Here is a 21,412-nt window from a genome sequence, read left to right on the forward strand (position 1 = left end):
AAGCCTGCCCCGGCCCTTGTGAGCCAGATCACGCTGCGGATGCCGACCGGCACCGGCGGCCGAGGCGAGGACAAGTGACGGAACTGCTTGTCATTAGTGCCGCCAGATCGCTATCGGTTCGCCCTTTGCCAATCACGTTTTTCCGTCCAATATCGACCCACAAGCAAGTACAAACGGAGCAGGCGATGCGCGGCGTGGTGTTTGCCGGGCGAACGCGAACTGGAACCGATGCAGTTCCCCGATCCTGCGCGGATGCTCACGATGTCGTTATCGAGATGGAAACGTCCGGCATATGCGGTGGTGACCTGCATCAATACCGCCGTCATTCCGGGGCGCGCGCAGAGCGCGCGAACCCGGAATCTCATAATTTCTGGATTCCGGGTCTGCGCTGCGCGCATCCCGGAATGACTATAATCAGCAAAGGGAGCACCCACCGTGAGTCATGACCGTTCCAGCGTCGAAGCCGTGGTCCAGCAGTATTTCGACGGTCTCTACGAAGGCAGCGCCGACAAGCTTGGCGCGATCTTCCACCCTTCCGCCGACCTGCGCTGGCTGGAAAAGGGCGAGTTGCAGGTCCTTACCGTGCCCGACTGGCTCGATCGCGTGCGCAAACGGCCGTCGGCGAAGGCAGAAGGCAAGCCGCGCGAGGATTTCATCGTGACCATCGACCGCTCCGACGATTCGACCGCCTTCATCAAGGTGCGCTGCCAGTTGCCGCCGCGCTATTTCACCGACTATCTGGTGGCGATGAAGCTCAACGACGGCTGGCAGATCGTCTCGAAATCCTATCGCTACGATCTGCGCGATTAGAGCCGCTCAGGCACGCACATTCGCCTCGGCCGGCTTTCCGCTGCCGCGCGAGCGCCGGAGAAGCAGGATGAGGATCTGTTATTGCTTCGGATAGCACATAGAGATGCGAGACTGCCCCGGATTTCGCTGGCGCTCCATCCGGGCTACGGGTGCTTTACTCCGCCGCCGTCTCCGCGGGCGCCTTCGCGCCCGCGCCGTAGCGCTGGTCGATATAGTCGATCACCAGCGCCTTGAAGTCGGCGGCGATGGTGGGGCCGCGCAAGGTGCGGAATTTCTTGCCGTCGACGAACACGGGTGCGGCCGGCGCCTCGCCGGTGCCGGGCAAGGAGATGCCGATATTGGCGTGCTTGGATTCGCCGGGGCCGTTGACGATGCAGCCCATGACCGCGACGTTGAGCGTCTCGACGCCGGGATATTGCGTCTTCCAGCCCGGCATTTCCTCGCGGATGAAATCCTGGATCGAGCGCGCCAGTTCCTGGAACGTGGTCGAGGTGGTGCGGCCGCAGCCGGGACACGCCGCGACCAGCGGCACGAAGGTGCGGAAACCCATGGTCTGCAGCAGTTCCTGCGCGACCTGGACTTCCAGCGTGCGATCGCCGCCGGGCTCGGGCGTCAGCGAAATCCGGATGGTGTCGCCGATGCCGTCCTGCAGGAGGATGCCGAGCGCCGCGGAGGAAGCCACGATACCCTTCGATCCCATGCCGGCCTCGGTGAGGCCGAGATGGATGGCGTAGTCCGAGCGCGAGGCCAGCGTCTGGTAGACCGCGATCAGATCCTGCACGGCGGAAACCTTCGCCGACAGGATCATCTTGTTCTTGGGCATGCCGAGCTCTTGCGCCCGCGCCGCCGACAGCAGCGCCGACTGTACCATGGCCTCGCGGGTGACCGCGCGGACGTCCCTAGGTGCTGCGATCAGCGCGTTTTCGTCCATCAGCTTGGTCAGCAGCTCCTGATCGAGCGAGCCCCAATTGGCGCCGATCCGCACCGGCTTGTCGTTCTTGTTGGCGATCTCGATGATGTCGGCAAACTGCGTGTCGCGCTTGTTCTTGAAGCCGACATTGCCGGGATTGATGCGGTATTTGTCGAGCGCCTCGGCGCAGGCCGGATGTTCGGCGAGCAGCTTGTGGCCGATGTAATGGAAATCGCCGATCAGCGGCGTGGTGATGCCGCGCTTGCGCAAGCCGTCGCGGATATGCGGCACGGCGGCAGCGGCCTCTTCACGGTCGACCGTGATGCGCACCAGTTCCGAACCGGCGCGCGACAATGCCGCCACCTGCGCGATGGTGCCATCGACATCGGCGGTGTCGGTGTTGGTCATCGACTGCACCACGATCGGCGCGCCCCCGCCGACGGCGACATTGCCGACCATGACCTGGGTGGTTTCGTGCCGGGCCCTGGGGCCGGCGACGTCGCTCGGAAGCTGTTTTTCGGGCTTGTTCATGGCGTCTCGAATATCAGGTTTTGGTGACATTCACCAAGGGGGCCGAAAAAGGGGCAGCGGCAGGTGCCGGCGCCTCATCTCAGGCGGAATTTTTCTCTTTTTGGTTCAATGGCTTATTCCGGCCATAGGGGCGAAAAGCAAGGCCCGGAGGCCGCGCCGTCGCGACCGGTATATCGGGCCGGAATCCGGGGATTAAAGGGCAAAGCCCGGATCTCCTTGTTTGAGCATGATCGCCGGGCAAACGCTTCGCGTTTGTCCCGGGGGTCAAGCCCGGCGCTGACGAACTTTCAGTGTCCCAGCCATCACCCCGTCACACATTGGGATCCGGCGCGATTTCCGCCCGTGCGGCTTCCGGCCTGTTCACCAGATAAAGCCCGGCGATCACCAGCAGCGCGGCGGCGCCGAAGGCCAGTGTCAGGGTGTCGTGCATGATGAAATAGCTGGCGACCACCCCGAACAAGGGCGTGATGAAGGTGAACGCCGACAGCTTGCTGGCGGAATAGGTTTTGACCAGCGCGAACCACAGCAGGAACGTCAGTCCGACCACCCAGACCGACTGATAGACCATCAGCGAGAGCGCCAGCGGGCCGGGCATCCGGGTGATGGTTTCCCCTGATATCCATGCCGCAAGCGAGAGAATCGGGATCGAAAGCGCCACCTGATATCCCAAGCCCTTTTCGGCGGGAGCCCTGAGCAATGCGGTTGTCTTCACGATCAGCGTGGTGGCCGCCCACAATGCGCCACCGGCGACGATCAGGAGATCGCCGAGCAGCACGCCGGCATCGACATTGGCCTGGGGCACGCCGATCGCGAGCGCGACGCCGGCGAAACTCAATGCCAGACCGCCCCATTGCGAAGCGCGCAGCCGCTCGCCGAGAAACACATAGGAGCCGAGCGCCACGAAAAACGGCGCGGTATAAAGAAACACCACGGCGCGCGACGCCGACGTCAGCAACAGCCCGCGATAGATCAGCACGAATTCGATCCCGAAGATGATGCCCGCGGACAAGCCCGGCCAGAGCGTGCCGTCGCGTTCGAACATCTTCACGCCGCGCAGGCGCGCAATCAGAAACAGCACCGGCAACGCGCCCAGGGAGCGGATCAGCGCCTGCAGCATCGGCGGAATGTCCGGCAACGCCAGCTTGACCGCGATCTGGTTGAAACCCCAGCTCAGGCACAGCATCAGCATCAGCGCCACGGCGCCCGGACTGAGCGGACGCCCGGCCGATGGGTTCACTTGCTTGGACGACATGTATCCTCGTGACCGGCTTTGGCGCCGTGTTGATTATTTATTTCTGGCAGTGAGCGCAGGTGCCTGTTATTTCGACGACGGATAGCTTTGGCGCAAAGCCGGACGCGCGCGCCGCGGCGTTGAGGCTTTGCGCCACCGGCGCGGCCGGAATTTCGCCGACCGAACCGCAGGCGTCGCAGATCAGGAACGCCACCATCGCCGCGGTGTCATGGTCGTGGGCGCAGGCGAGATAGGCGTTGCGGCTTTCGATGCGGTGGACGAGACCGTTCTCCATCAGGAAATCGAGCGCGCGGTACACCGTGATCGGCGCCGGCCGCGGCATCGATTTGGCGAGTTCGTCGATCACCTCATAGGCGCCGAGCGGCCGGTGGCTCGACAGCAGCGCCTGCAGCACCTGGCGGCGGATCGGCGTGAATTTCTGCGCCCTCAGCTGGCAGACCCGTTCGGCATGGTCGATCGCCTCCGCGGCGCAGCGGTCGTGATCGTGATCGGGCGAGGGAAAGGTCGGCTTGAGGGCTGTCATGGGGACGACCGTTTAACGCGGTTGCTCGATTTCGCCTATCGTTTCAGCGTCGTGCGGGCGGATTGCGCCGCAACATCGTCTAGCACTTCGGCCCCGGTTTCGAAATCCCCGCCCGAGCCATGTGCCGCCGGCGGGGCAGCCTTCCTGCCATCAGCCATGTCATTTTGACTTGTTAACTTGAAATACCCCATTCATAAGCTAGCTTATTATATCGCTAGCTTATGGAGATACCGCCGATGCCCCACGGTTCCGTGGATATGAACTTCCTGTTCACGCTCGGCGAAGTGCAGCGAATGGTGCGCGCCTATGCCGACAAGCAGGCGGCGCGCTACGGCATCACCCGCGCGCAATGGGCGGTGCTGGCCAAGGTCGAGCGCACCGAGGGGCTGAAGCAGTCGGAACTCGCCGAACAGATGGAAATGCAGCCGATCACGCTGACGCGGCTGATCGACAAGCTCTGCGACAACGGCTGGATCGAACGCCGCGGCGACGAGACCGACCGCCGCGTCAACCGCCTCTATCTGCGCAAGGCGGCGCGTCCGCTGCTCGGCAAGCTCGCCGGGCTGCGCTCCGAACTGACGGCGACCGCGCTCGAAGGCATCAATCCGGCCGATGCCCACCGCCTGCTCGCGCAGCTCGAGACCATCAAGGAAAACGTGCGCAACGCGATCCAGAATCCGGCCAGTGAACCGCCGGGGAAGGAGCAGCGCTATGGCTGATCCGGTCCTCAAATTCCCGCCCGAACAGAAGGGCGCGCCGCCCGCGAAACCCCGGATCAAAATCGCCGCGGAGCCGCGCCGCCGCCTGATGGCCGGGATGCGGCGTTACCGCCGCGTGCTGCTGCTCGTGGTCGTGCCGCTGGTGGCGCTGGTCGCCGGGATCACCTTCTATCTCAACGGCGGCCGCTACGTCACCACCGACGACGCCTATGTCGGCGCGCAGAAGGTACTGATCACGCCCGACGTTGCCGGCAAGATCGTCAGCGTCGCGGTGAAGGAGGGCCAGCAGGTCTCGACCGGCGACGTCATGTTCCAGATCGATCCGGTGCCGTTCCGGCTGGCGCTGGCGCAGGCGCGCGCCAAGCTCGACGACGCCAAGACCAGCCACGACAACCTGGTCGCCAATGTGAAGCTCTATTCGCAGACCATCGAACTGGTGAACGCCGGCATCGCCCTCAAGCAGAAGGACGTCGAGCGCAAGCATTCGCTGGTCAAGAGCAATGCCGGATCGCAGCTCGATCTCGACAACAGCGCCACCGCATTGGTCACCGCACAGGCCCAGCGCCAGATCGTCACGCAGCAGCGGTCGAACGCCCTCAACCAGCTGCTCGGCGACCCCGAGCTGCCGCTCGAGCAGTTTCCGGCCTGGATGCAGGCCAGGGCCGTGCTCGACGACGCCCAGCGCAACCTCGATTTGACCACGGTGCGGGCGCCGATGAACGGCATCGCGACGCAGGTCGAGCAGATCCAGCTCGGCCGCTTCGTCATCGCCGGCACGCCGGTGTTCTCCGTGATCGATACGGCGAACCCGTGGGTCGACGCCAATCCGAAGGAATCGGACTTCACCCATGTCGCGGTCGGCCAGTCCGTCACCCTCGAGGTCGACGCCTTCCCCAACCACGTCTTCAAGGGCACGGTCGGCTCGCTCTCACCCGGCACCGGCGCGCAATTCGCGATCCTGCCGCCGCAGAACGCCAGCGGCAACTTCGTCAAGGTGGTGCAGCGCGTGCCGGTGCGGATCTATTTCGACTCCAATGACAAATTTGTCCGCAGGCTGAAGGCCGGCATGAGCGTCTACGCCACCATCGACACCCAGCATCGCCGGTCGCTCGCGGCATTGTTCGGCTTCGCGCCGGCAGCGGCGTCGAAGGAGGACTGACCGGTCATGCCGACCTCCGCCGCAGCCCCCGTCGCCGTGCCCGGCCTGCGCCGGACCATGGTGACGATCTGCGCGATGACGGCGACCATCATGCAGGCGCTGGACACCACCATCGCCAACGTCGCGCTGCCCTACATGCAGGGCAGCCTGTCGACGTCGCAGGACCAGATCAACTGGGTGCTGACCTCCTATATCGTGGCGGCGGCGATCATGACCGCGCCGGTGGGCTGGATCGCCAATCGCTTCGGCCGCAAGCGCGTTTTCATCATCTGCTCCGGCGGCTTCACGATCGCGTCGGTGCTGTGCGGCGCCGCCCAGGACATCAACCAGATGGTGCTGTTCCGGCTGCTGCAGGGCGTGTTCGGCGCCGCGCTGGTGCCGCTGTCGCAGGCGGTGATGCTCGACTCCTACGCGCTGCACGAGCGCGCCAAGGCGATGGCGATCTGGGGCATGGGCGTGATGATGGGCCCGATCATGGGACCCTCATTGGGAGCGTGGCTGACCGAAACCTATTCCTGGCACTGGGTGTTCCTCGTCAACCTGCCGTTCGGCATCTTCACCGTGATCGGCCTCTTGGTATTCATGGACGAGACCCGAAAGGATCGCGAGCTGCGCTTCGACTGGTTCGGATTCACCGCACTCGCGGTCGGAATCGGGTCCCTGCAGATCGCGCTCGACCGCGGCGAACAACTGGGCTGGACCGAATCCAACGAGATCATCGCCGAGTTCATCCTCTCGGCCGTCGGATTCTACTATTTTTTCGCCCATTCGCTGACGACCGCAAGGCCGTTCATCCAGTTCGCGCTGTTCAGGGACAAGAATTTCGTCGGCGGCTGCGTGTTCATGGCGGTCATGGGGCTGGTGCTGTTCTCGACCATGGCGCTGGCGTCGCCATTCCTGCAGAACGTGATCGGCTACCCGATCATCACCGCCGGACTGTTGCTGGCGAGCCGCGGCTTCGGCACCTTCGTCGCCATGATGCTGGTCGGCCGGATGATGCGCTATATCGAGGCGCGCACGCTGATCATCGCCGGCCTCAGCACTACCTGCCTGTCGCTGTTCTGGATGACTGGCTGGACCGATCAGACCGGCGTCAACGAGATCCTGGTAATCAGCATCTTCCAGGGCTTCGGCTTCGGTCTGGTGTTCGTTCCGCTCTCCACGGTGGCGTTCCTGACGCTGCCCAATCATCTGCGCACCGACGGCACCGCGATGCTGACCCTGCTGCGAAACGTCGGGAGCTCGATCGGCATTTCCATCGTCATCTCACAACTGACCGAAGGATCGCGGCGGACCTACGCGTTGCTGTCGCAGCACGTCAATCCGTTCAACCATGCGATGCAGATGCCGGACGTGCGGGCCATGATCGACATGGGCACCGACAAGGGCCGCGCCATGATGGACGCCATGCTCAAGCTGCAGGCGCAGATCATCTCCTTTTCCCATGACTACCAGATGGTGATGATCTTCACGCTGTGCGCGATCCCGCTGACGATCATGATCGGATCGAGCAAGGCCACGCTGCGCAAGCAGTCGGTGGCGCCGGAACCTGCCGTCATCGAGTAGACTTCATCGCTTCGGCTCGAACCGCATCGACTTGACGATGCGGTCCCTGACCGGGCCGGCGAGATCGACCTTGACGGCCCAGTCGCCGTGCATCTCGAGGTCGATGCGGGCGCGGTAGGTCCCCGGCTCGCTGCCGGGGATGGCCTTGACGGGTTTCACATTGTGGGCCATCGGCATCGACGGCATATCGGCCCCAACCGTGACATCGACGCCGCCCAACGCCGCTCCGCTTCGCGAGTCCGACAGCTTGATGGTGCAGTCATATTGCAGCGGCTTCGATGCGGCGGAGCAACTCACCTCGGCCCTGGCTTTCACGTCGGCCGCCAGTCCAGTTCCGAACCAAACCATCACGATGAGGATCGACAGCAGCAAGTCCCGTGCGGCGATCATGGCGACTCCTTTCCGAGAATAGTGGCGGCGGCGGGCGCCGGCGGTGGCCGACGGCTGACCATACGCCGGATCAGGTGCACCAGCCGTTCGTCGAGCAGCCCGCGCGGGCGGACGATGAGGAGCACGGCAACGAGACCGCCAAAGACGATCATGCGATAGCCGGCAAACCAGCGCGTCGACTCCAGCAGGCCGATGTCGATGACAACGCCGAGCAGCGGCCCGAACGCGGTGCCGAGGCCGCCGATCAAGCCATATGCCAGGCTGTGAACTCCGAGCATCACGTCGAAGATGGCGGGCTCGACATAGGTCGTGAGATGCGCATAGAGCCCGCCGCCGAGACCCGCGATGGCGCCGGCAAGGCAAGCCGCCACCAGCTTGACGCGGATCACCGGGACGCCATGCATGGCGGCAAGCAGATCGTCCTCCCCGATCATGCGAAAGGCGGTGCCGAGCCGCGATCGCTCGAGAAGAAGAAATCCGAACAGCGTCGCGCCGAGCAAACCGTAGACGATCAGCATGAACTGCATCGCGCTCACATCGTTCTCGAAGATGTAGCGGATGTTGCGGAAGCCCTCGGTGCCGTTCGGCCCCACCGCTTCGCCGTCACGCACGACCTGATAGCGGAACAGCTCGAACAGGATCCTCACGGCCTCCGCAAATGCCAGCGTGGCGATGGCGAATTGCAGCCCGTGCAGCCTCAGCGTCGGCAGCCCGACGAACAAGGCGGCGGCGGCACCCGCTGCTGCGCCCGCGCCGAGGCCGAGCCAGAACGGCAACTGCGCCATCGCCGTGACGATGCCGGCCGTGTAGGCGCCGATGGCGAAGAAGGCCTGCTGACCGAAGGAGATTTCCCCGGTCAGCAGCAGCAGATAGGCCGACAGCGCGACGAAGGAGATCACGCCGATATTGGAGAGGATGCCGATCAGGTGGTCGTCCATCGATCACCTCCGCGCCGGCCCATGCTGCCGTGGATCGCCGTGGTGCCGAGGATTCCGCCTGGACGCAACACCAGCAGGACGAACAGCACGCCATAGGCGGCGAGATCGCGAACCTGCGGCCCGAACAGACCCTGGCTGTGAACCTCGATCACTCCGAGAACGAGGCCGCCGACAATCGCCCCGGGGATCGAGCCGAGCCCGCCGATCATCATGGCGATCAGCCCCTTCAGCGTCGCCCACATCCCGAGCATCGCCGTGACCTGCTGATTGGCCGACAGTACGAGGAAGCCGGCGACGCCGCCGATCGCCGACGCCAGCATAAAGGCCTTGAGCATCGTGCGCTGGACATCGATCCCGGAAAGACTTGCCGCGACGCTGTTTTCGACGATCGCGCGCAGCCCGAGCCCGAACCGGGTGCGATAGAGCAGCAGATTGAGGGCAGCCATGATCGCCAGCATCGCGGCGAGCATGATGAGGTAGTCGGGACGCACGGTGAACGGCCCCAGCGACAGCAGTTCGCCGCCGGTCAGCGACGGAAACGGATAGCTGTGACGCGGCAACATCAGGAGGCTCGCCTGTTCGAGCTGCATCCAGATTGCAAAACTCGAAACCATCGAGGCAACGCCGGCGCCGAGCCCGAGCGGCGCAAAACAAAGCCGCTCGACATAGACGCCGGCCATCACCGAGCCCGCGACCGCGACCATCGCCACGACGTAGGTCGGCGCACCGAACTGAATGTAGAGGAGCGTGCCGAGATAGGCGCCGACCATGATCGAGGGGCCATAGCTCAGATTGAGCCGGCGCATGACGCCGAAGATCAACGCAAAGCCGAGCGCGAGAAGCCCGTACGAGGAACCGACCATCAGACCGTCGAGCGTGGTCTGGATGAAGGGGATCATGGGCGCGCCAATCCGGTCAGCCGGCCGAGCGACGCGTGCCGAGATAGGCACGCTTGATGACTTCGTCCTCCGCCAGTTCGCCGGGATTTCCGGAGAACGTCACGCAACCCTGCTCCATCAGATAGAAGTGGTGCGCGACCTGCAGCGCCAGATGGGCGTTTTGCTCGACCAGGAAGATCGTCACGCCCTCGCGGTTCAGTTCGGCGATGATGCCGAAGATTTCCTTGACGACGATGGGAGCGAGGCCGAGCGACGGCTCATCCATCAGCAGAAGCCTTGGGCGCGACATCAGCGCGCGCGCCACCGCCAGCATCTGCTGCTCGCCGCCGGACAGCGTTCCGGCAAGCTGCTCACGGCGCTCCTTCAGGCGCGGAAAGCGCGCATACATCCGCTCGACATCGGCGGCGACCTCGCCGGAATCGCTGCGCTGGTAGGCGCCCGCCAAGAGGTTCTCGCGCACACTCATCTGGGGGAACACCAGCCGGTTCTCGGGGACCAGTGCTACGCCGCTGCCGACGATGCGGGCCGGCGAAAGGCCGACGAGTTCGCTCCCCTCGAGCTTGATCGAACCCCGGCGCGGTTTCAGGACTCCGGCGATCGTCAGCATCAGCGTCGTCTTGCCCGCACCGTTCGGCCCGAGCAGGCAGGTGATGCGGCCCTGGCTTGCGCCGAGCGAGACCCCTTTCAGCGCCTCGATCTTGCCGTAAGCCGTGACGACGTCGGCGATTTCGAGCATCGCCTCCATCACGCCGCCTCCGCCACGCCGAGATAGGCTTCCTGCACCAGCCGGTTGGCCTGCACTTCGTCCGGCGTGCCCTCGGCGATCTTCTGCCCGAAATTGAGAACCGCAATGCGATCCGTCACCGCCATCACCAGTTCCATGTGGTGCTCGATCAGCAGCACCGTCAGTCCATCCTGCTTCAGCTTGCGAATGCGGGCGTCGAGCTGGTCGATCTCCTCGGCGTTCATTCCGGCGGCCGGCTCGTCGAGCAGCAGCAAGGCCGGCTTGGCGACGATGGCGCGGGCGAGTTCGAGGCGGCGCTGTTCGCCGAACGCGAGATTGCCGGCCAGTTCGTCGCGCTTGCCCGACAGATCGGAAAATTCGAGGATCCGGTCGATTTCCTCGCGCGCGCGGCCGGGGCCGCCAAGCCACCGGCGCAGGAAGCCTTCGCTCCTATGTTCGATCGCGTTCTGCGCCACCCATAAATTCTGCCAGACGCTGAGTTGGCCGAACAGCCTGATGTTCTGGAATGTACGGGTAACCCCGCGCGCAACCCTCACATGCGAGGCAAGCCCGGTGATGTCTTCGTTGCGCAACAGAACCTGACCGGCCGTGACTGGAAACAGGCCGCAGACGAGATTGACGACCGTCGACTTGCCGGAGCCGTTCGGACCGATCAGGCCGAACACCTGCCCCGGCTGAACGTCGAGGTCGAGACCATCGACGGCGCGCACGCCGCCGAAATGCTTACTCAGCCCCTTGAGTTCGAGCATTGCCCGGCTCCCTGTTGCGAGTCCAGATGCGTTTGACGGCGGCGATCGTCGCCGCATCGATAAGTCCGCGCGGCCTGACATTCATGGCGAAGAGGATGAGGCCTCCGAACAGCAGGTTGCGCCAGTCGCCAAGGAAGCGCAGCCCCTCGACCAGAAAGCCCTGGACGAAGACGACCGCGATCAGGGTCCCGAACACGCTGGAGAGGCCGCCGAGGATCGGGTAGGCGATCGCGAACGTGGCGAGCGCCACGCCGAACTGGGCGTGCTCGATATGGGCGGTGTAATGGGCGAAGATTCCGCCGCCGAGACCGGCAATGAGGCCGCCGACCGTCATCGCCGCCACCTTGACTGCCGTCACATTGATTCCGGCGCTCTGGGCGGCGACCTCGTCCTCACCCACGGCGCGCAGCACGGCGCCGGCGCGCGAGCGATCCATCCACCACAACCCGCCCATCACCAGCGCGACAAACAGCCAGATGAAGATCAGAACGTCGAGCGTCGACCAGCCGTGCTCCGGGAAGAATCTGATCTGGCGGAAGCCCTCGCCGCCGGCCGGGCCTATCTTCACGTCGCCCTTCGCAACCTGATAGTCGAAGTTGAAGAAGAACAGCCGCACCGCTTCGCCGAACGCCAGCGTCGCGACCACCAGCATCAGGCCTTTGACGCGCAGTGCGGGGAAACCGACCGCGCAGGCGGTTGCGCCGGCGACCAACGAAGCGGCGATGATCGCAGGGACGATGTGCCAGCCGGCCAGCACCGTGAGCATCGCCCCGACATAGGCGCCGATGGCGAAGAAGCCGGCTTGCGCAAGGCTGACCTGTCCGGTCAGCAGAACGCAATAGGCGGAGAGCCCCAGCAATGTGTGGACGCCGACGATCTGGGCAAGCCCGAGATAAAAATCCATGCGGCCTCCTCAGTCCCGCCCGGCGGCGGGGGAGAAAATGCCGCCCGGCCGGAACACCAGAAACACAAACAGCAGCAGCATGACATAGAGGTCGCGTTCGGTGACGCCGCGGAAGTACTGAAACAGGTTCTCGAAGCCCCCGACCAGCAGGCCGGCGATGATGGCGCCTGGAATCGAACCCAGTCCGCCGATCACGGTGACGATCAGTCCCTTGGTGGTCAGCGGCAGCGACAGCAGCGGCGACAGCACGCCGATGGCGGCCCCGATCATGGCGCCGGCGATGCCGCCGACCACGCCGGTGATGACGAAGGTCAGACCGTTGATACGCGGGATCGAGATTCCGCACAACTGCGCCGCGACGGGCTGCTGCGCGACCGCCCGCGTCGCGATGCCGATCTTGGTGCGGTAGAGCAACGCCAGCAGCAGCAGCATCGACAGGCAACCCAGCGCGAACATGAACATCAGGTCGCCGCGCAGGGTGAAGGGACCGGCATCGATGATCACGTCGGAAAACAGCGCGGGATAGGGCACGGGAATGCCGACCGTCGCATGCACGATGATCTCGTCGATCAGCAGCAGCGCACCGACCGTCGACATCAGCGTGGCGAGCGGATTGGCCTGGGGGATGAAGCGGAAGCAGACGACATAGATCACGAAGCCGATGATGCCGCCGGAGAGGCCGGCCAGCAAGAAGATGAAGATCGCCGGCGCCTTGACGACCGACAGGACAATCAGGCTGGCGTATGCCGCACCGATCGACGCTGCGGCGTAGGACAGGTTGATCTTGTGCATCACGCCGAACACCAGCGTGAAACCGATCCCGAGCAGGGAATAGGTCGCGCCGAACAGCACGCCATCGGCGATGGACTGCAGCGTATCAATGAAGTGGAGGTAGGACATGCACTACGGATCCAGGCCGGTGAAGCGAGCCATTCGCGTCTGGAGCCGTATCGGTTCTGATTGAATCGGAACCGGGCTCCAGCCCTTTGTCTTGACGCGTTCTTCTTGACGCGAACCGGTACCCGCTTCGCTCGGAAACGCTCTAGCCACGGACCATCATGATCCCGCGACACATCGATAGCCCGTCGAGGCCGCAGGCGGGGCAAGCCGGACCAAGGCCGACTCGCCCCGCGTTGCAGCGGTCAGGATCCCGGCTTGTGCAGAACCTTCCAGGCGCTGTCCTTGGCGTGGACGAACAGGAACGGCTTGATCGCCTCCCGATCGGCCGTACGGCCGACCTTGCCGAGCAGGCCGTCGGTCTCCTTCAATGCCGCGAGCCCGGCACGCATCTTCTCGCGATCCGCGGCAACGGTGTCGGGCTTGCCCATGACCTTCTGGGATTCGATCACGTTCTTCAGGATGAAGCCGATCTCGTAGGCCGCAGCGCTGTGCAGATCGGCGCTGCCGCCGAACTTCGCAACCAGCTCGGCGGCCTTGACGGCTTCCGGGGTGACCGGCGCAAAGCTGGTCGGGATCACGATGCCTTCGGCCTGTACTCCGCAACCCTGCAGCGTTTCGATCGACGACGACGAGGTGAGGCCGATCAGCAGCTTCGGCTTGACGCCCTGGCGCTGCATTTCCTTGAGCACGCCGCATGTCGTGAACGGATGGGCTGAAATCGCCACCACGTCCGGGTTGGCGCGCTTCATCTCGCGCACCTGGGTCGAGAACGTCGTGTCGTTCAGGAGCCACTCGCCCTGCCCCAGCAACTGCAGCCCGCTGGCTTCAGCCTGCGCCTTGATGACGCCGAAGGTCGCGTTGGAATGCGCGAAATCCTTTTCCACGCCGCCGTAGATCGTCTTGAGGTCAGGGTACTGCGTCTTCACCCAGGCAAACAGCGACTTGTACATCTCGAACTCGCTCGGCACGTTGCGGAAGGCCCATTCCGAAATCTTGGCAAGGCCGCCCTTCGCCGCGACGTCGGCAATGATCGGGAACTGAAGTCCGGAGTCCGAGCTGTCGCCGACTTTCTTCTGCAGGATGCCGAACAGCGATTCGGCGACATTCGAGCAAGTCGGCCCGACGGCAATGATCGCTTCCGTGGAGGCGATGCGGCGCACGACGGAGATGCCTTCTTCGGCATTGCAGCGATCATCGTAGTATTCGAGGGCGATCTTGCCCTTGGCGCCGTCGCCGAGCGTAACGCCGCCGGCATTATTGATTTGCTCGAGCGCCGCCTTCAGCGCCGCTTCGCTGTTGATGCCAAAGACGCGCACGACACCCGACTTGGCACCGAACCCGGCTATCTTGACCGAACGCTCCTGAGCTACGGCAGGTGAAGTAACGACGAATCCGGCAATGGCGCCCAGAGTCGCAAATAGAGTCAGCGATTTCTTGATCATGACAATCTCCCTCCCGATCGGCGACCGCATCAATGGGCCGGCGATATCTGCAGTTATCCGGGACTTGGCGCCCGGTTGTAATGCGAGATTATCGTTGCATCGCAATACCATGATGGTTTCGCGAAACGATGTGATTGAGTGTCCGATACCGCTGTCCATACTGTCAAGCAAATTGGCCGGCCGGGCGACCGCCCACCATCGCCACGGGGCGCCCGTCAACTTCGCGCCATCTGGGTTCGCCGCAGCAAAGGCTCGACCTCGATGAACAGGGAGCGTCTTAGCCGGCAAGCGCCGGCTGCGGCGCATTCTCGAACAGATGCACGATGGCGTTGGCGTAATACTTCAACAGCATCAGTTCTTCCGGGTTGGCGCGATAGCTTCCGTCCTGCTCCAGAACAAGATGGCGCAGGGTCAGCATGCGCAACCCCACCGTGATCGCGTAATCGCGGTCGGCGCGCGGAATGTGGACATAGGTGCCGCGGCCTTCCAGTTCGCCGATCAGGCTCGACACCCTTTCCTTGATGTCGAGCAGGGAGAGCGGCCTTTCGCCGGCCTCCAGCATCGCGGCAGACACCAGCGACACCGGCAGCGCCGGAATCACGCGGCCGACCGCTTCCATCAGCTTGTTTCCCAGCTTCTCGATCTCGGCATGGCGCGGCTCGGGGGCCAGCAGACGAAAATCGATGTTCGCCTCAGCCGTGTGCTTTCGCAGCGAGACAGGCTCGCCGAAACTGACGCAGGTATAGCCGAAGCGATACCATTCACCGCGCAACGCCATCCAGACGTGATGGAAGAAGTGACGCGCGAAGACAGCTGCGTTGAATCCGAACACCGGCTTCTTCCCGGGCTCGGTATTGGCGGCGGAGGTCAGCATCCGATCCTCCAGCACGCGGTCGTAGTTGACCGCGACCGGGATGAACACCACGTCGCGCGGGCCGAGCGGATCGAAGCCTGCGACCATGTAGCTCAGAAGCCCGAATTTCGGCGGGCGCAACCTGCCATCGCGGCTCAGGCCGCCCTCCGGAAAGATCGCTTGGGTGACGCCCGCCGCGGTCGCCATGTGAACGTAGCGCGCGAGCACCTTGCGATAGAGCGGCTCGCGGGAATCCCGGCTGATGAAATAGGCCCCCATCGACCGGATCAGGCCGCGCAGCCCCCAGACCTGCGCCCATTCACCTACCGCGTAACTCAATGCCGACGACGTGGCAGCGACATAGGTCACCAGCACGTAGTCCATGTTGGAGCGATGATTGATGACGAAGATGACCGAGGACGCGGGATCCACCGCAGCGAGCGCATCGTCGTTGCGGTAGCCGATCCGGACGCGATAGAGCATCTTGGAGATGCCCCTGGCGATGCGCGTTCCCACGCGGAAGTAGGCATAGGCGCTGAACGAGGGAACGATTTCGCCGGCATAGCGCTTCACCTTCTCCATCGCGACTTCGCGCGGCACGCCGGCCTCCCTGGCGTACTCTTCGGCGGCGTGCAGCACTTCCGGATCGAACACCAGACGGTCGATCAGGACCTGGCGCTTGGTGAGCTTGAACGGCTGAATGTGAAGCCTGAGATGGGTATTGAGTTCTTCGATGGCGCGGTTGGCGCGGCGCCGCAGCGCCCAGCGCACGCTCGGCATCAGGATGCGGTCAACCACAGCCAGGACAGCCAGAACGGCCAGGATGACGACGGCCCACAGCGGCAGGGCAATTTGCGACCCCATGAGGCCTCCCATGTCGCCGCGTGTCACGGACCGTGGTCCGAGCCGCGGCGATCCCTCTTGATCGGCCAGGATACCATCCAGGCGTCGCTTGGCCGCAAGAGGCTTTTTGGGCGCCCGCTCCTAAATCGACGCTCCCGGGATGGTCCCGAGCCAATCCGTCGTTTACCAAATCCTCATTTCAGAGATGCGCACCCGGCACGAAGGCGTCGAACGCCGCCCACAGCCGTTCGCGATAGCCGTCCTGTTCCTGCAGAATTTCATGCCGGGCTCCCTCGATCACGCGATGCGATCCCGCAGGCAGGCGCGCGGCAAATCCCTTGATCGCTGCTCCCGATACGACGGTATCGCCACCCGCCGCCACCATCAGTATCGGCCGATCGATTTGCGACGGGTAATCCGCGGCGCGAAACGCGACGATCGTTTCAAACGCCGCATCCAGCCAAGCCACCGTCGGCGAACCAATTCCCACCGCTGGATCTTGCTCCAGAATCGAGGCGTTGCGGGCGTAGCGCTGGGGATCGGAGGTTAGCGGATTGCCGGCAAAGCCCGATGCCCGCATCATATCGACATTGCTGCCGGGAACGTAGCTCGCCCCGAAGCCGGCGAGGCGCAGCGCCCGCATCGGAATGCGCAACAGCAACGAGGAACGCGCGTAGGGCAAATCGATCAGCGGCGCGGCGAGAACCATGCGCTCGAACCACCGCCTGCCGGAATGCGCGACACGCAGCAGGACCGCGCCGCCCATCGAATGCGCCAGGGCGAAATAGGGCGGCGGGCAATCGGGAAGCACCACCCGCTGCATGAAGGTCTCGACGTCGAGCTCAAATTCCGAAAAGCTCTCGACATGTCCCTTGCGCGGATCGGGCAGTTGTCGCGACGAGTGCCCCTGTCCGCGCCAGTCCATGACAGCGACCGCAAAGCCGCGCCGGCGCAGGTCGCGCACCGTCTCGAAATATTTCTCGATGAACTCGCCGCGTCCGGGGAAGACGCAGACCGTTCCCTTGCCATTGGCCGGGGCATCCCAGCGCGCGAAGCGCAGCTCCACCCCGTCCGGCGTCCTGATCCTGCCGGTGACGGCATCGTCGGGACGTGGATTGCCGGGAGTGGAAACGAGCTTCATGGCGCAACCGGACAGGGGGAAACCGGCACGGATATCGACGCCTTTGATCCCTAGGGGACGTGAGCCATATCAGCTTCGTGCAGCTCCCTCCAGACCTGCACGATGGCACCGCCAACGGCGCCCGGTCTCAGCCCTGCGGCTCCAGCACCATCAGTCCCGACGCGGTGTTCGAGATCGGGATGTGATAATTGGCGTGTTGTTTGCGCACCTTTCCAGGCAGCGCGCCGCGCGCGACTACCCAGTTCAGGAGTTCGACGCCCTGGGTGCCCGACAGCTCGACCAGTTCGGTGGTCGAATACTGCGTCGCCCAAGCCGGGTTCGCGACCATGCTGTCCATGAATGCGAGGTCGAATTCCTTGTTGATGAAGCCGGCGCGCTCGCCATCGAGCTGGTGCGACAGGCCGCCGGTGCCCATCACGACTACCCGCTCGTCCCCCGGCCACGAGGCGATGGCGCGGCCGATCGCCTGGCCGAGCTTGTAACAGCGCGCCGCCGAGGGCAGCGGCCCCTGCACGGTGTTGACGCACACCGGTACGGTGCGGACCGGCCACTTCATGTCGGGCCAGCATAACGCCATCGGCAGGGTGAAGGCGTGATCGACCACCATCTCCTGGCAGGTCGTGAGGTCGAATTCCTCGGCCACCAATTGTTCGATCAGGTGCCATGACAGTTCCGGGTCGCCGCGGAACGGCGGCACCGTCGGAATCCCCCAGCCCTCGTCGGCGTTGCGGTATTCGCTCGCCGCGCCGACCGCGAAGGTCGGCATCTTGTCGAGGAAGAAGTTCAGTCCGTGGTCATTGTAGACCAGCACGACGACATCCGGCTTCACCCCGGCGAGCCATTCGCGCACCGGCGGGAAGCCGTCGAAGAAAGGTTTCCAGTAGGGATCGTTCTGCAAGCCCTTGGCGATGGCGCCGCCGATGGCCGGGACGTGCGAGGTGGTGATGGTGCCGACAATTCTGGCCATGGTCTATCCCCGTGCGGCCAGAAGCTTGGCCTTGAACTGATCCTTGGTCAGGCCGGTCTGCTGGGCGCCGATGTCCTGCATGTCGAGCCCGAAGATCCCGGCGAACTTGGCCAGATAGTAGGCGTTGCCGCCGGCTTCGATCAGCTGCAATACGTTGCGGTTGCGGATGGCTTCGCGCTGCTGCGGGTTCAGGCCGTATTTGGCGCAGTAGGCATCCTCGTCCTCGACGAAGGCGCGCCGGTTGGCGGCGTCATTGAACGAGTAGCACATCTTGTTCAGCGCATAGCCCTTGCGGGCCTGCTCGCCGTCGAAGATGGTGGTGCCGGGCACGGGTTGTCGCGGCTTGGAACTGGGCATGACCTCTCCCCTTTTGCGGCAATGCTATGTGGCCGCTGGCCGGCGCGAATTGTTCTGGATCAAATCGCGCCCGGCCGGACCGGGCCGTTAGAACGGCAGTCCCACATAGTTTTCGGCCAGCGACCGCTGGGCGGCCTCGGACGAGAACAGATAGGCGAGATCGGTTTCCTGCAGCTTGTCGTCGTAGGGGATATTGTCCGGAAAGCGATGCAGCAGCATGGTCATCCACCATGAAAACCGCTGCGCCTTCCAGATCCGCGCCAGTGCCTTCTTCGAATAGCCGTCGAGGCCGGCATCGTCGCCCTTTTTGTAGTGATCGACCATGGCGTGATAGAGGTAATAGATATCGGAAGCCGCGCTATTGAGCCCGCGCGCCCCGGTCGGCGGCACGATATGGGCGGCGTCGCCGGCGAGGAACAGGCGGCCATAGCGCATCGGCTCGGCCACGAAGCTGCGCAACGGCGCGATGCTCTTCTCGATCGACGGGCCGGTGATCATGCGGGCGGCGACCTCGCCCGGCAGACGGCGCTTGAGCTCGGCCCAGAACGCGTCGTCGGACCAGTCTTCGACCCGATCCGTCAGCGGCACCTGGATGTAATAACGGCTCAATACCTGCGAGCGCAGCGAGCACAGCGCGAAGCCGCGCTCGTGCTTGGCGTAGATCAGCTCGGGTGAAACCGGCTTGGTGCGCGACAGCACCCCTAACCAGCCGAACGGATAGACCCGTTCATATTCCCGCAGCACGTCCCTGGGGATCGACTTGCGGCTGACGCCGTGGAAGCCGTCGGCGCCGATCACATACTCGCAATCGATGCGGACGACCTTGTCGCCGTCGCGATAGGTGACATAGGGCGCATCCGAATTGAGGTCGTGAGGTGTCACGTCCTCGGCGTTGTGGATGACGTTGCCCTTCATCCGCTCGCGCGCCTCGTAGAGATCGCGGGTCAATTCGGTCTGGCCGTAGACCACGACCGAGCTGCCGCCGGAATATTTGAACAGGTCGACGTGATCCATCACGCCGTCATGGGCGATATGGAAGCCCTTGTGGATCTCGCCCTCGCGGTCCATGCGCTCGCCGCACTGGGCTTCGCGCATCAGCTTGGCGAAGCCGTGCTCCAGCACGCCGGCCCGGATGCGGGCCAATACATATTCGCGGCTGTATTTTTCCAGAACCACGGTTTCGATGCCCTGCAGATGCAGGAGCTGGGACAGCAGCAGCCCCGACGGCCCGCCGCCAATGATGCAAACCTGGACCTTCATTTCGAAATCCTCCCTTGATTTTGGACAAATCTACCGGATTCCTGGCCGCCCGGAATGGATATAGCCTTCATTGTCTTGTAGGATTCGAACATGAGCGCGACACCGGCGAGCCGCACCGTCCAGACCTACAATTTGTTCGGCGAGTCCGGCGACCTGCCCGACGTCGTGCATTGCGAAACCATCGCGGCACGCTCGGTGCTGCACGAATGGGAATTCGCACCCCACCGGCATCCGCGGCTGCATCAGATCCTGCTGATCGAACGCGGCGGCGGACAGGCCACGCTGGAAGGCCGGATCCATGCGCTGCGGCCGATGCGGGTCGTCAACGTGCCGGTCGGCGACGTCCACGGCTTCAGCTTCAAGCCGGGCACGCAGGGCTGGGTGTTGACGGTATCAGCGGAAATGCTGGACGAGGTGCTGACGCCATCGGAAGGCTTGCGGCGCGTTCTGGCGCATTCGACTGTGGTGCGCGGTACGCCCGAGATGCGCAGCGCGATGCAGCAGATCTTTTCCGAGTTCGCCGGGCGCCATTTCGCCAGGGCGCATCTGCTGCGAGCTTTGTCCGCAGCCCTGATCGGCCTGGTCGCGCGCGAGATGGCCGCCAATGGCAGGATGCCGGGCGGCATGGCGAAACCCGACCTGTTCCGGCGGTTCGAGACGCTGCTCGATCAACACTTCCTGCAGCACTGGACTGTGTCGGACTACGCGGCGGCGCTGTCGATCACGCCGACGCATCTGAGCCGCCTGACCCGTTCGGCGACCGGCCACGCCGCCTCGCATCTGATCCTCGACCGGGTGATCCGCGAGGCGCGGCGCAACCTCGTCTATACCAACCTGCCGGTCTCGACGATCGCCTACGCACTCGGCTTCAGCGACCCGGCCTATTTCAGCCGGCTGTTTTCAGGCGCAACCGGCCTGTCGCCGCGCAGCTTCCGCGACAAGGTGCACAGGGGCGATTAGGTGAGTCGATAGCGCGGCGGCAACGCAGCCAAGGGCCAGTACAACCGCGCGGATTTGGGAATCACCGCCGCAAAAGCCGCTATTGTAAAGGCGACATCGTGCGGCGGTTTGGGTATTGCTGTGACTACCAGCTATCTCTTGGTGTCCGTCGACGCTTCCGGATGGAATTTCTTCAGTTTCGTTCCTTTAGGATGTTGCACAGCCATACCCGCGATCTGGCAATTGTTATCGCCGTATGTCGCTCTACAAATCATGCAATCGGGATAATTCAAGCATATGTAGACAGTAATCGCATGGGCGGGCGTAGCAGTGAGCGCCAAAGAACCAAACGTGGCAATCGCGGCTGCACACGCGACCATTGTGATTTTGCGTAACATGATGTCTCCCATTGAGTGCGGAAACCGCACCCTACGCTCATAGCTGCAACAAAAGTGGGAAAAAGTTCACAGTCGTGCCGCGTTGCCAATATGCCGCGGCCGATAGCCGCTGAAATCGACTGACGGCTTCGCGATGCAGCGATTGTCCGGAGTTGGGAGTATACTGGTCTCTTCACCGACGGTCTCGATCAGAAAGTCCTCGGGCTTACGCCGACGT

21 protein-coding genes are annotated in these 21,412 nt (G+C 63.9%); 5 read left to right on the forward strand and 16 right to left on the reverse strand.

Annotated elements, in window-relative coordinates:
- Positions 1-435: 435 nt before the first annotated feature.
- Entirely contained in the window at positions 436-810 is a 375-nt protein-coding gene (locus KMZ29_RS25920) for a nuclear transport factor 2 family protein (RefSeq protein ID WP_215604029.1), read from the forward strand.
- Positions 811-964: 154 nt separating this feature from the next.
- On the opposite strand, the gene ispG is transcribed toward KMZ29_RS25920, so the two are convergent.
- The 3 genes from ispG to KMZ29_RS25935 form a co-directional block, all read right to left on the reverse strand.
- A complete protein-coding gene (gene ispG, locus KMZ29_RS25925; RefSeq protein ID WP_215621822.1) occupies positions 965-2,251 on the reverse strand; it encodes a flavodoxin-dependent (E)-4-hydroxy-3-methylbut-2-enyl-diphosphate synthase in 1,287 nt (428 codons plus the stop codon).
- Positions 2,252-2,561: 310 nt separating this feature from the next.
- A complete protein-coding gene (locus KMZ29_RS25930) occupies positions 2,562-3,503 on the reverse strand; it encodes a DMT family transporter (protein ID WP_215621823.1) in 942 nt (313 codons plus the stop codon).
- 37 nt (positions 3,504-3,540) lie between these two features.
- The gene (locus KMZ29_RS25935; RefSeq protein ID WP_215613816.1) at positions 3,541-4,026 is read right to left on the reverse strand and encodes a Fur family transcriptional regulator; all 486 of its coding nucleotides are present in this window, start codon (positions 4,024-4,026) and stop codon (positions 3,541-3,543) included.
- Positions 4,027-4,262: 236 nt separating this feature from the next.
- On the opposite strand from KMZ29_RS25935, the gene KMZ29_RS25940 reads away from it, so the two are divergent.
- Genes KMZ29_RS25940 through KMZ29_RS25950 form a run of 3 tightly spaced genes read left to right on the forward strand, consistent with a single transcriptional unit; the run spans position 4,263 to position 7,470 of the window.
- Complete coding sequence (locus KMZ29_RS25940) at positions 4,263-4,745, forward strand: MarR family winged helix-turn-helix transcriptional regulator (RefSeq protein ID WP_215621824.1); 483 nt, start codon at positions 4,263-4,265, stop codon at positions 4,743-4,745.
- Entirely contained in the window at positions 4,738-5,904 is a 1,167-nt protein-coding gene (locus tag KMZ29_RS25945; RefSeq protein WP_215621825.1) for an HlyD family secretion protein, read from the forward strand. The genes KMZ29_RS25940 and KMZ29_RS25945 overlap by 8 nt, the downstream gene beginning before the upstream one ends.
- Positions 5,905-5,910: 6 nt before the next feature.
- Positions 5,911-7,470, forward strand: a complete 1,560-nt coding sequence (locus KMZ29_RS25950) for a DHA2 family efflux MFS transporter permease subunit (protein ID WP_215621826.1) — start codon at positions 5,911-5,913, stop codon at positions 7,468-7,470.
- 3 nt (positions 7,471-7,473) lie between these two features.
- Here the strand turns inward: KMZ29_RS25950 and KMZ29_RS25955 are convergent, their stop codons facing one another.
- From KMZ29_RS25955 to pobA, 13 genes are all read right to left on the reverse strand, one after another.
- On the reverse strand, positions 7,474-7,860 hold the full coding sequence (locus tag KMZ29_RS25955; protein ID WP_215621827.1) for a FixH family protein: 387 nt from the start codon (positions 7,858-7,860) through the stop codon (positions 7,474-7,476).
- Entirely contained in the window at positions 7,857-8,798 is a 942-nt protein-coding gene (locus KMZ29_RS25960) for a branched-chain amino acid ABC transporter permease (protein WP_215621828.1), read from the reverse strand. Before KMZ29_RS25960 ends, KMZ29_RS25955 begins: the two co-directional genes overlap by 4 nt.
- Positions 8,783-9,697 (reverse strand): branched-chain amino acid ABC transporter permease, encoded by a 915-nt coding sequence (locus tag KMZ29_RS25965; protein WP_215621829.1) that lies wholly within the window; start codon positions 9,695-9,697, stop codon positions 8,783-8,785. The genes KMZ29_RS25960 and KMZ29_RS25965 overlap by 16 nt, the downstream gene beginning before the upstream one ends.
- Positions 9,698-9,713: 16 nt before the next feature.
- Positions 9,714-10,433, reverse strand: a complete 720-nt coding sequence (locus KMZ29_RS25970) for an ABC transporter ATP-binding protein (RefSeq protein ID WP_215624420.1) — start codon at positions 10,431-10,433, stop codon at positions 9,714-9,716.
- Positions 10,434-10,441: 8 nt separating this feature from the next.
- A complete protein-coding gene (locus KMZ29_RS25975; RefSeq protein ID WP_215621830.1) occupies positions 10,442-11,191 on the reverse strand; it encodes an ABC transporter ATP-binding protein in 750 nt (249 codons plus the stop codon).
- Complete coding sequence (locus KMZ29_RS25980; RefSeq protein ID WP_215621831.1) at positions 11,166-12,095, reverse strand: branched-chain amino acid ABC transporter permease; 930 nt, start codon at positions 12,093-12,095, stop codon at positions 11,166-11,168. Before KMZ29_RS25980 ends, KMZ29_RS25975 begins: the two co-directional genes overlap by 26 nt.
- Positions 12,096-12,104: 9 nt before the next feature.
- Entirely contained in the window at positions 12,105-12,995 is an 891-nt protein-coding gene (locus KMZ29_RS25985) for a branched-chain amino acid ABC transporter permease (protein WP_215621832.1), read from the reverse strand.
- Positions 12,996-13,237: 242 nt separating this feature from the next.
- Positions 13,238-14,437 carry an ABC transporter substrate-binding protein gene (locus tag KMZ29_RS25990; protein WP_215621833.1) on the reverse strand — a complete coding sequence of 400 codons (1,200 nt, stop codon included), beginning with the start codon at positions 14,435-14,437 and terminating at the stop codon, positions 13,238-13,240.
- A 277-nt stretch (positions 14,438-14,714) separates the two neighbouring features.
- Positions 14,715-16,154, reverse strand: a complete 1,440-nt coding sequence (locus KMZ29_RS25995) for a 1-acyl-sn-glycerol-3-phosphate acyltransferase (protein ID WP_215621834.1) — start codon at positions 16,152-16,154, stop codon at positions 14,715-14,717.
- A gap of 178 nt (positions 16,155-16,332) precedes the next feature.
- Complete coding sequence (locus KMZ29_RS26000) at positions 16,333-17,274, reverse strand: alpha/beta fold hydrolase (RefSeq protein WP_215621835.1); 942 nt, start codon at positions 17,272-17,274, stop codon at positions 16,333-16,335.
- A gap of 127 nt (positions 17,275-17,401) precedes the next feature.
- Positions 17,402-18,241 (reverse strand): class III extradiol dioxygenase family protein, encoded by an 840-nt coding sequence (locus KMZ29_RS26005; RefSeq protein WP_215621836.1) that lies wholly within the window; start codon positions 18,239-18,241, stop codon positions 17,402-17,404.
- Positions 18,242-18,244: 3 nt separating this feature from the next.
- A complete protein-coding gene (locus KMZ29_RS26010; RefSeq protein WP_215613825.1) occupies positions 18,245-18,598 on the reverse strand; it encodes a protocatechuate 4,5-dioxygenase subunit alpha in 354 nt (117 codons plus the stop codon).
- Between the two features lie 87 nt (positions 18,599-18,685).
- The gene (gene pobA / locus KMZ29_RS26015; RefSeq protein ID WP_215621837.1) at positions 18,686-19,858 is read right to left on the reverse strand and encodes a 4-hydroxybenzoate 3-monooxygenase; all 1,173 of its coding nucleotides are present in this window, start codon (positions 19,856-19,858) and stop codon (positions 18,686-18,688) included.
- Positions 19,859-19,948: 90 nt separating this feature from the next.
- On the opposite strand from pobA, the gene KMZ29_RS26020 reads away from it, so the two are divergent.
- Positions 19,949-20,818: a helix-turn-helix domain-containing protein gene (locus KMZ29_RS26020; RefSeq protein WP_215621838.1), complete on the forward strand. Its 870-nt coding sequence runs from the start codon at positions 19,949-19,951 to the stop codon at positions 20,816-20,818.
- Positions 20,819-21,412 lie beyond the last annotated feature (594 nt).

Source organism: Bradyrhizobium sediminis (assembly GCF_018736085.1).
GTDB lineage: Bacteria > Pseudomonadota > Alphaproteobacteria > Rhizobiales > Xanthobacteraceae > Bradyrhizobium > Bradyrhizobium sediminis.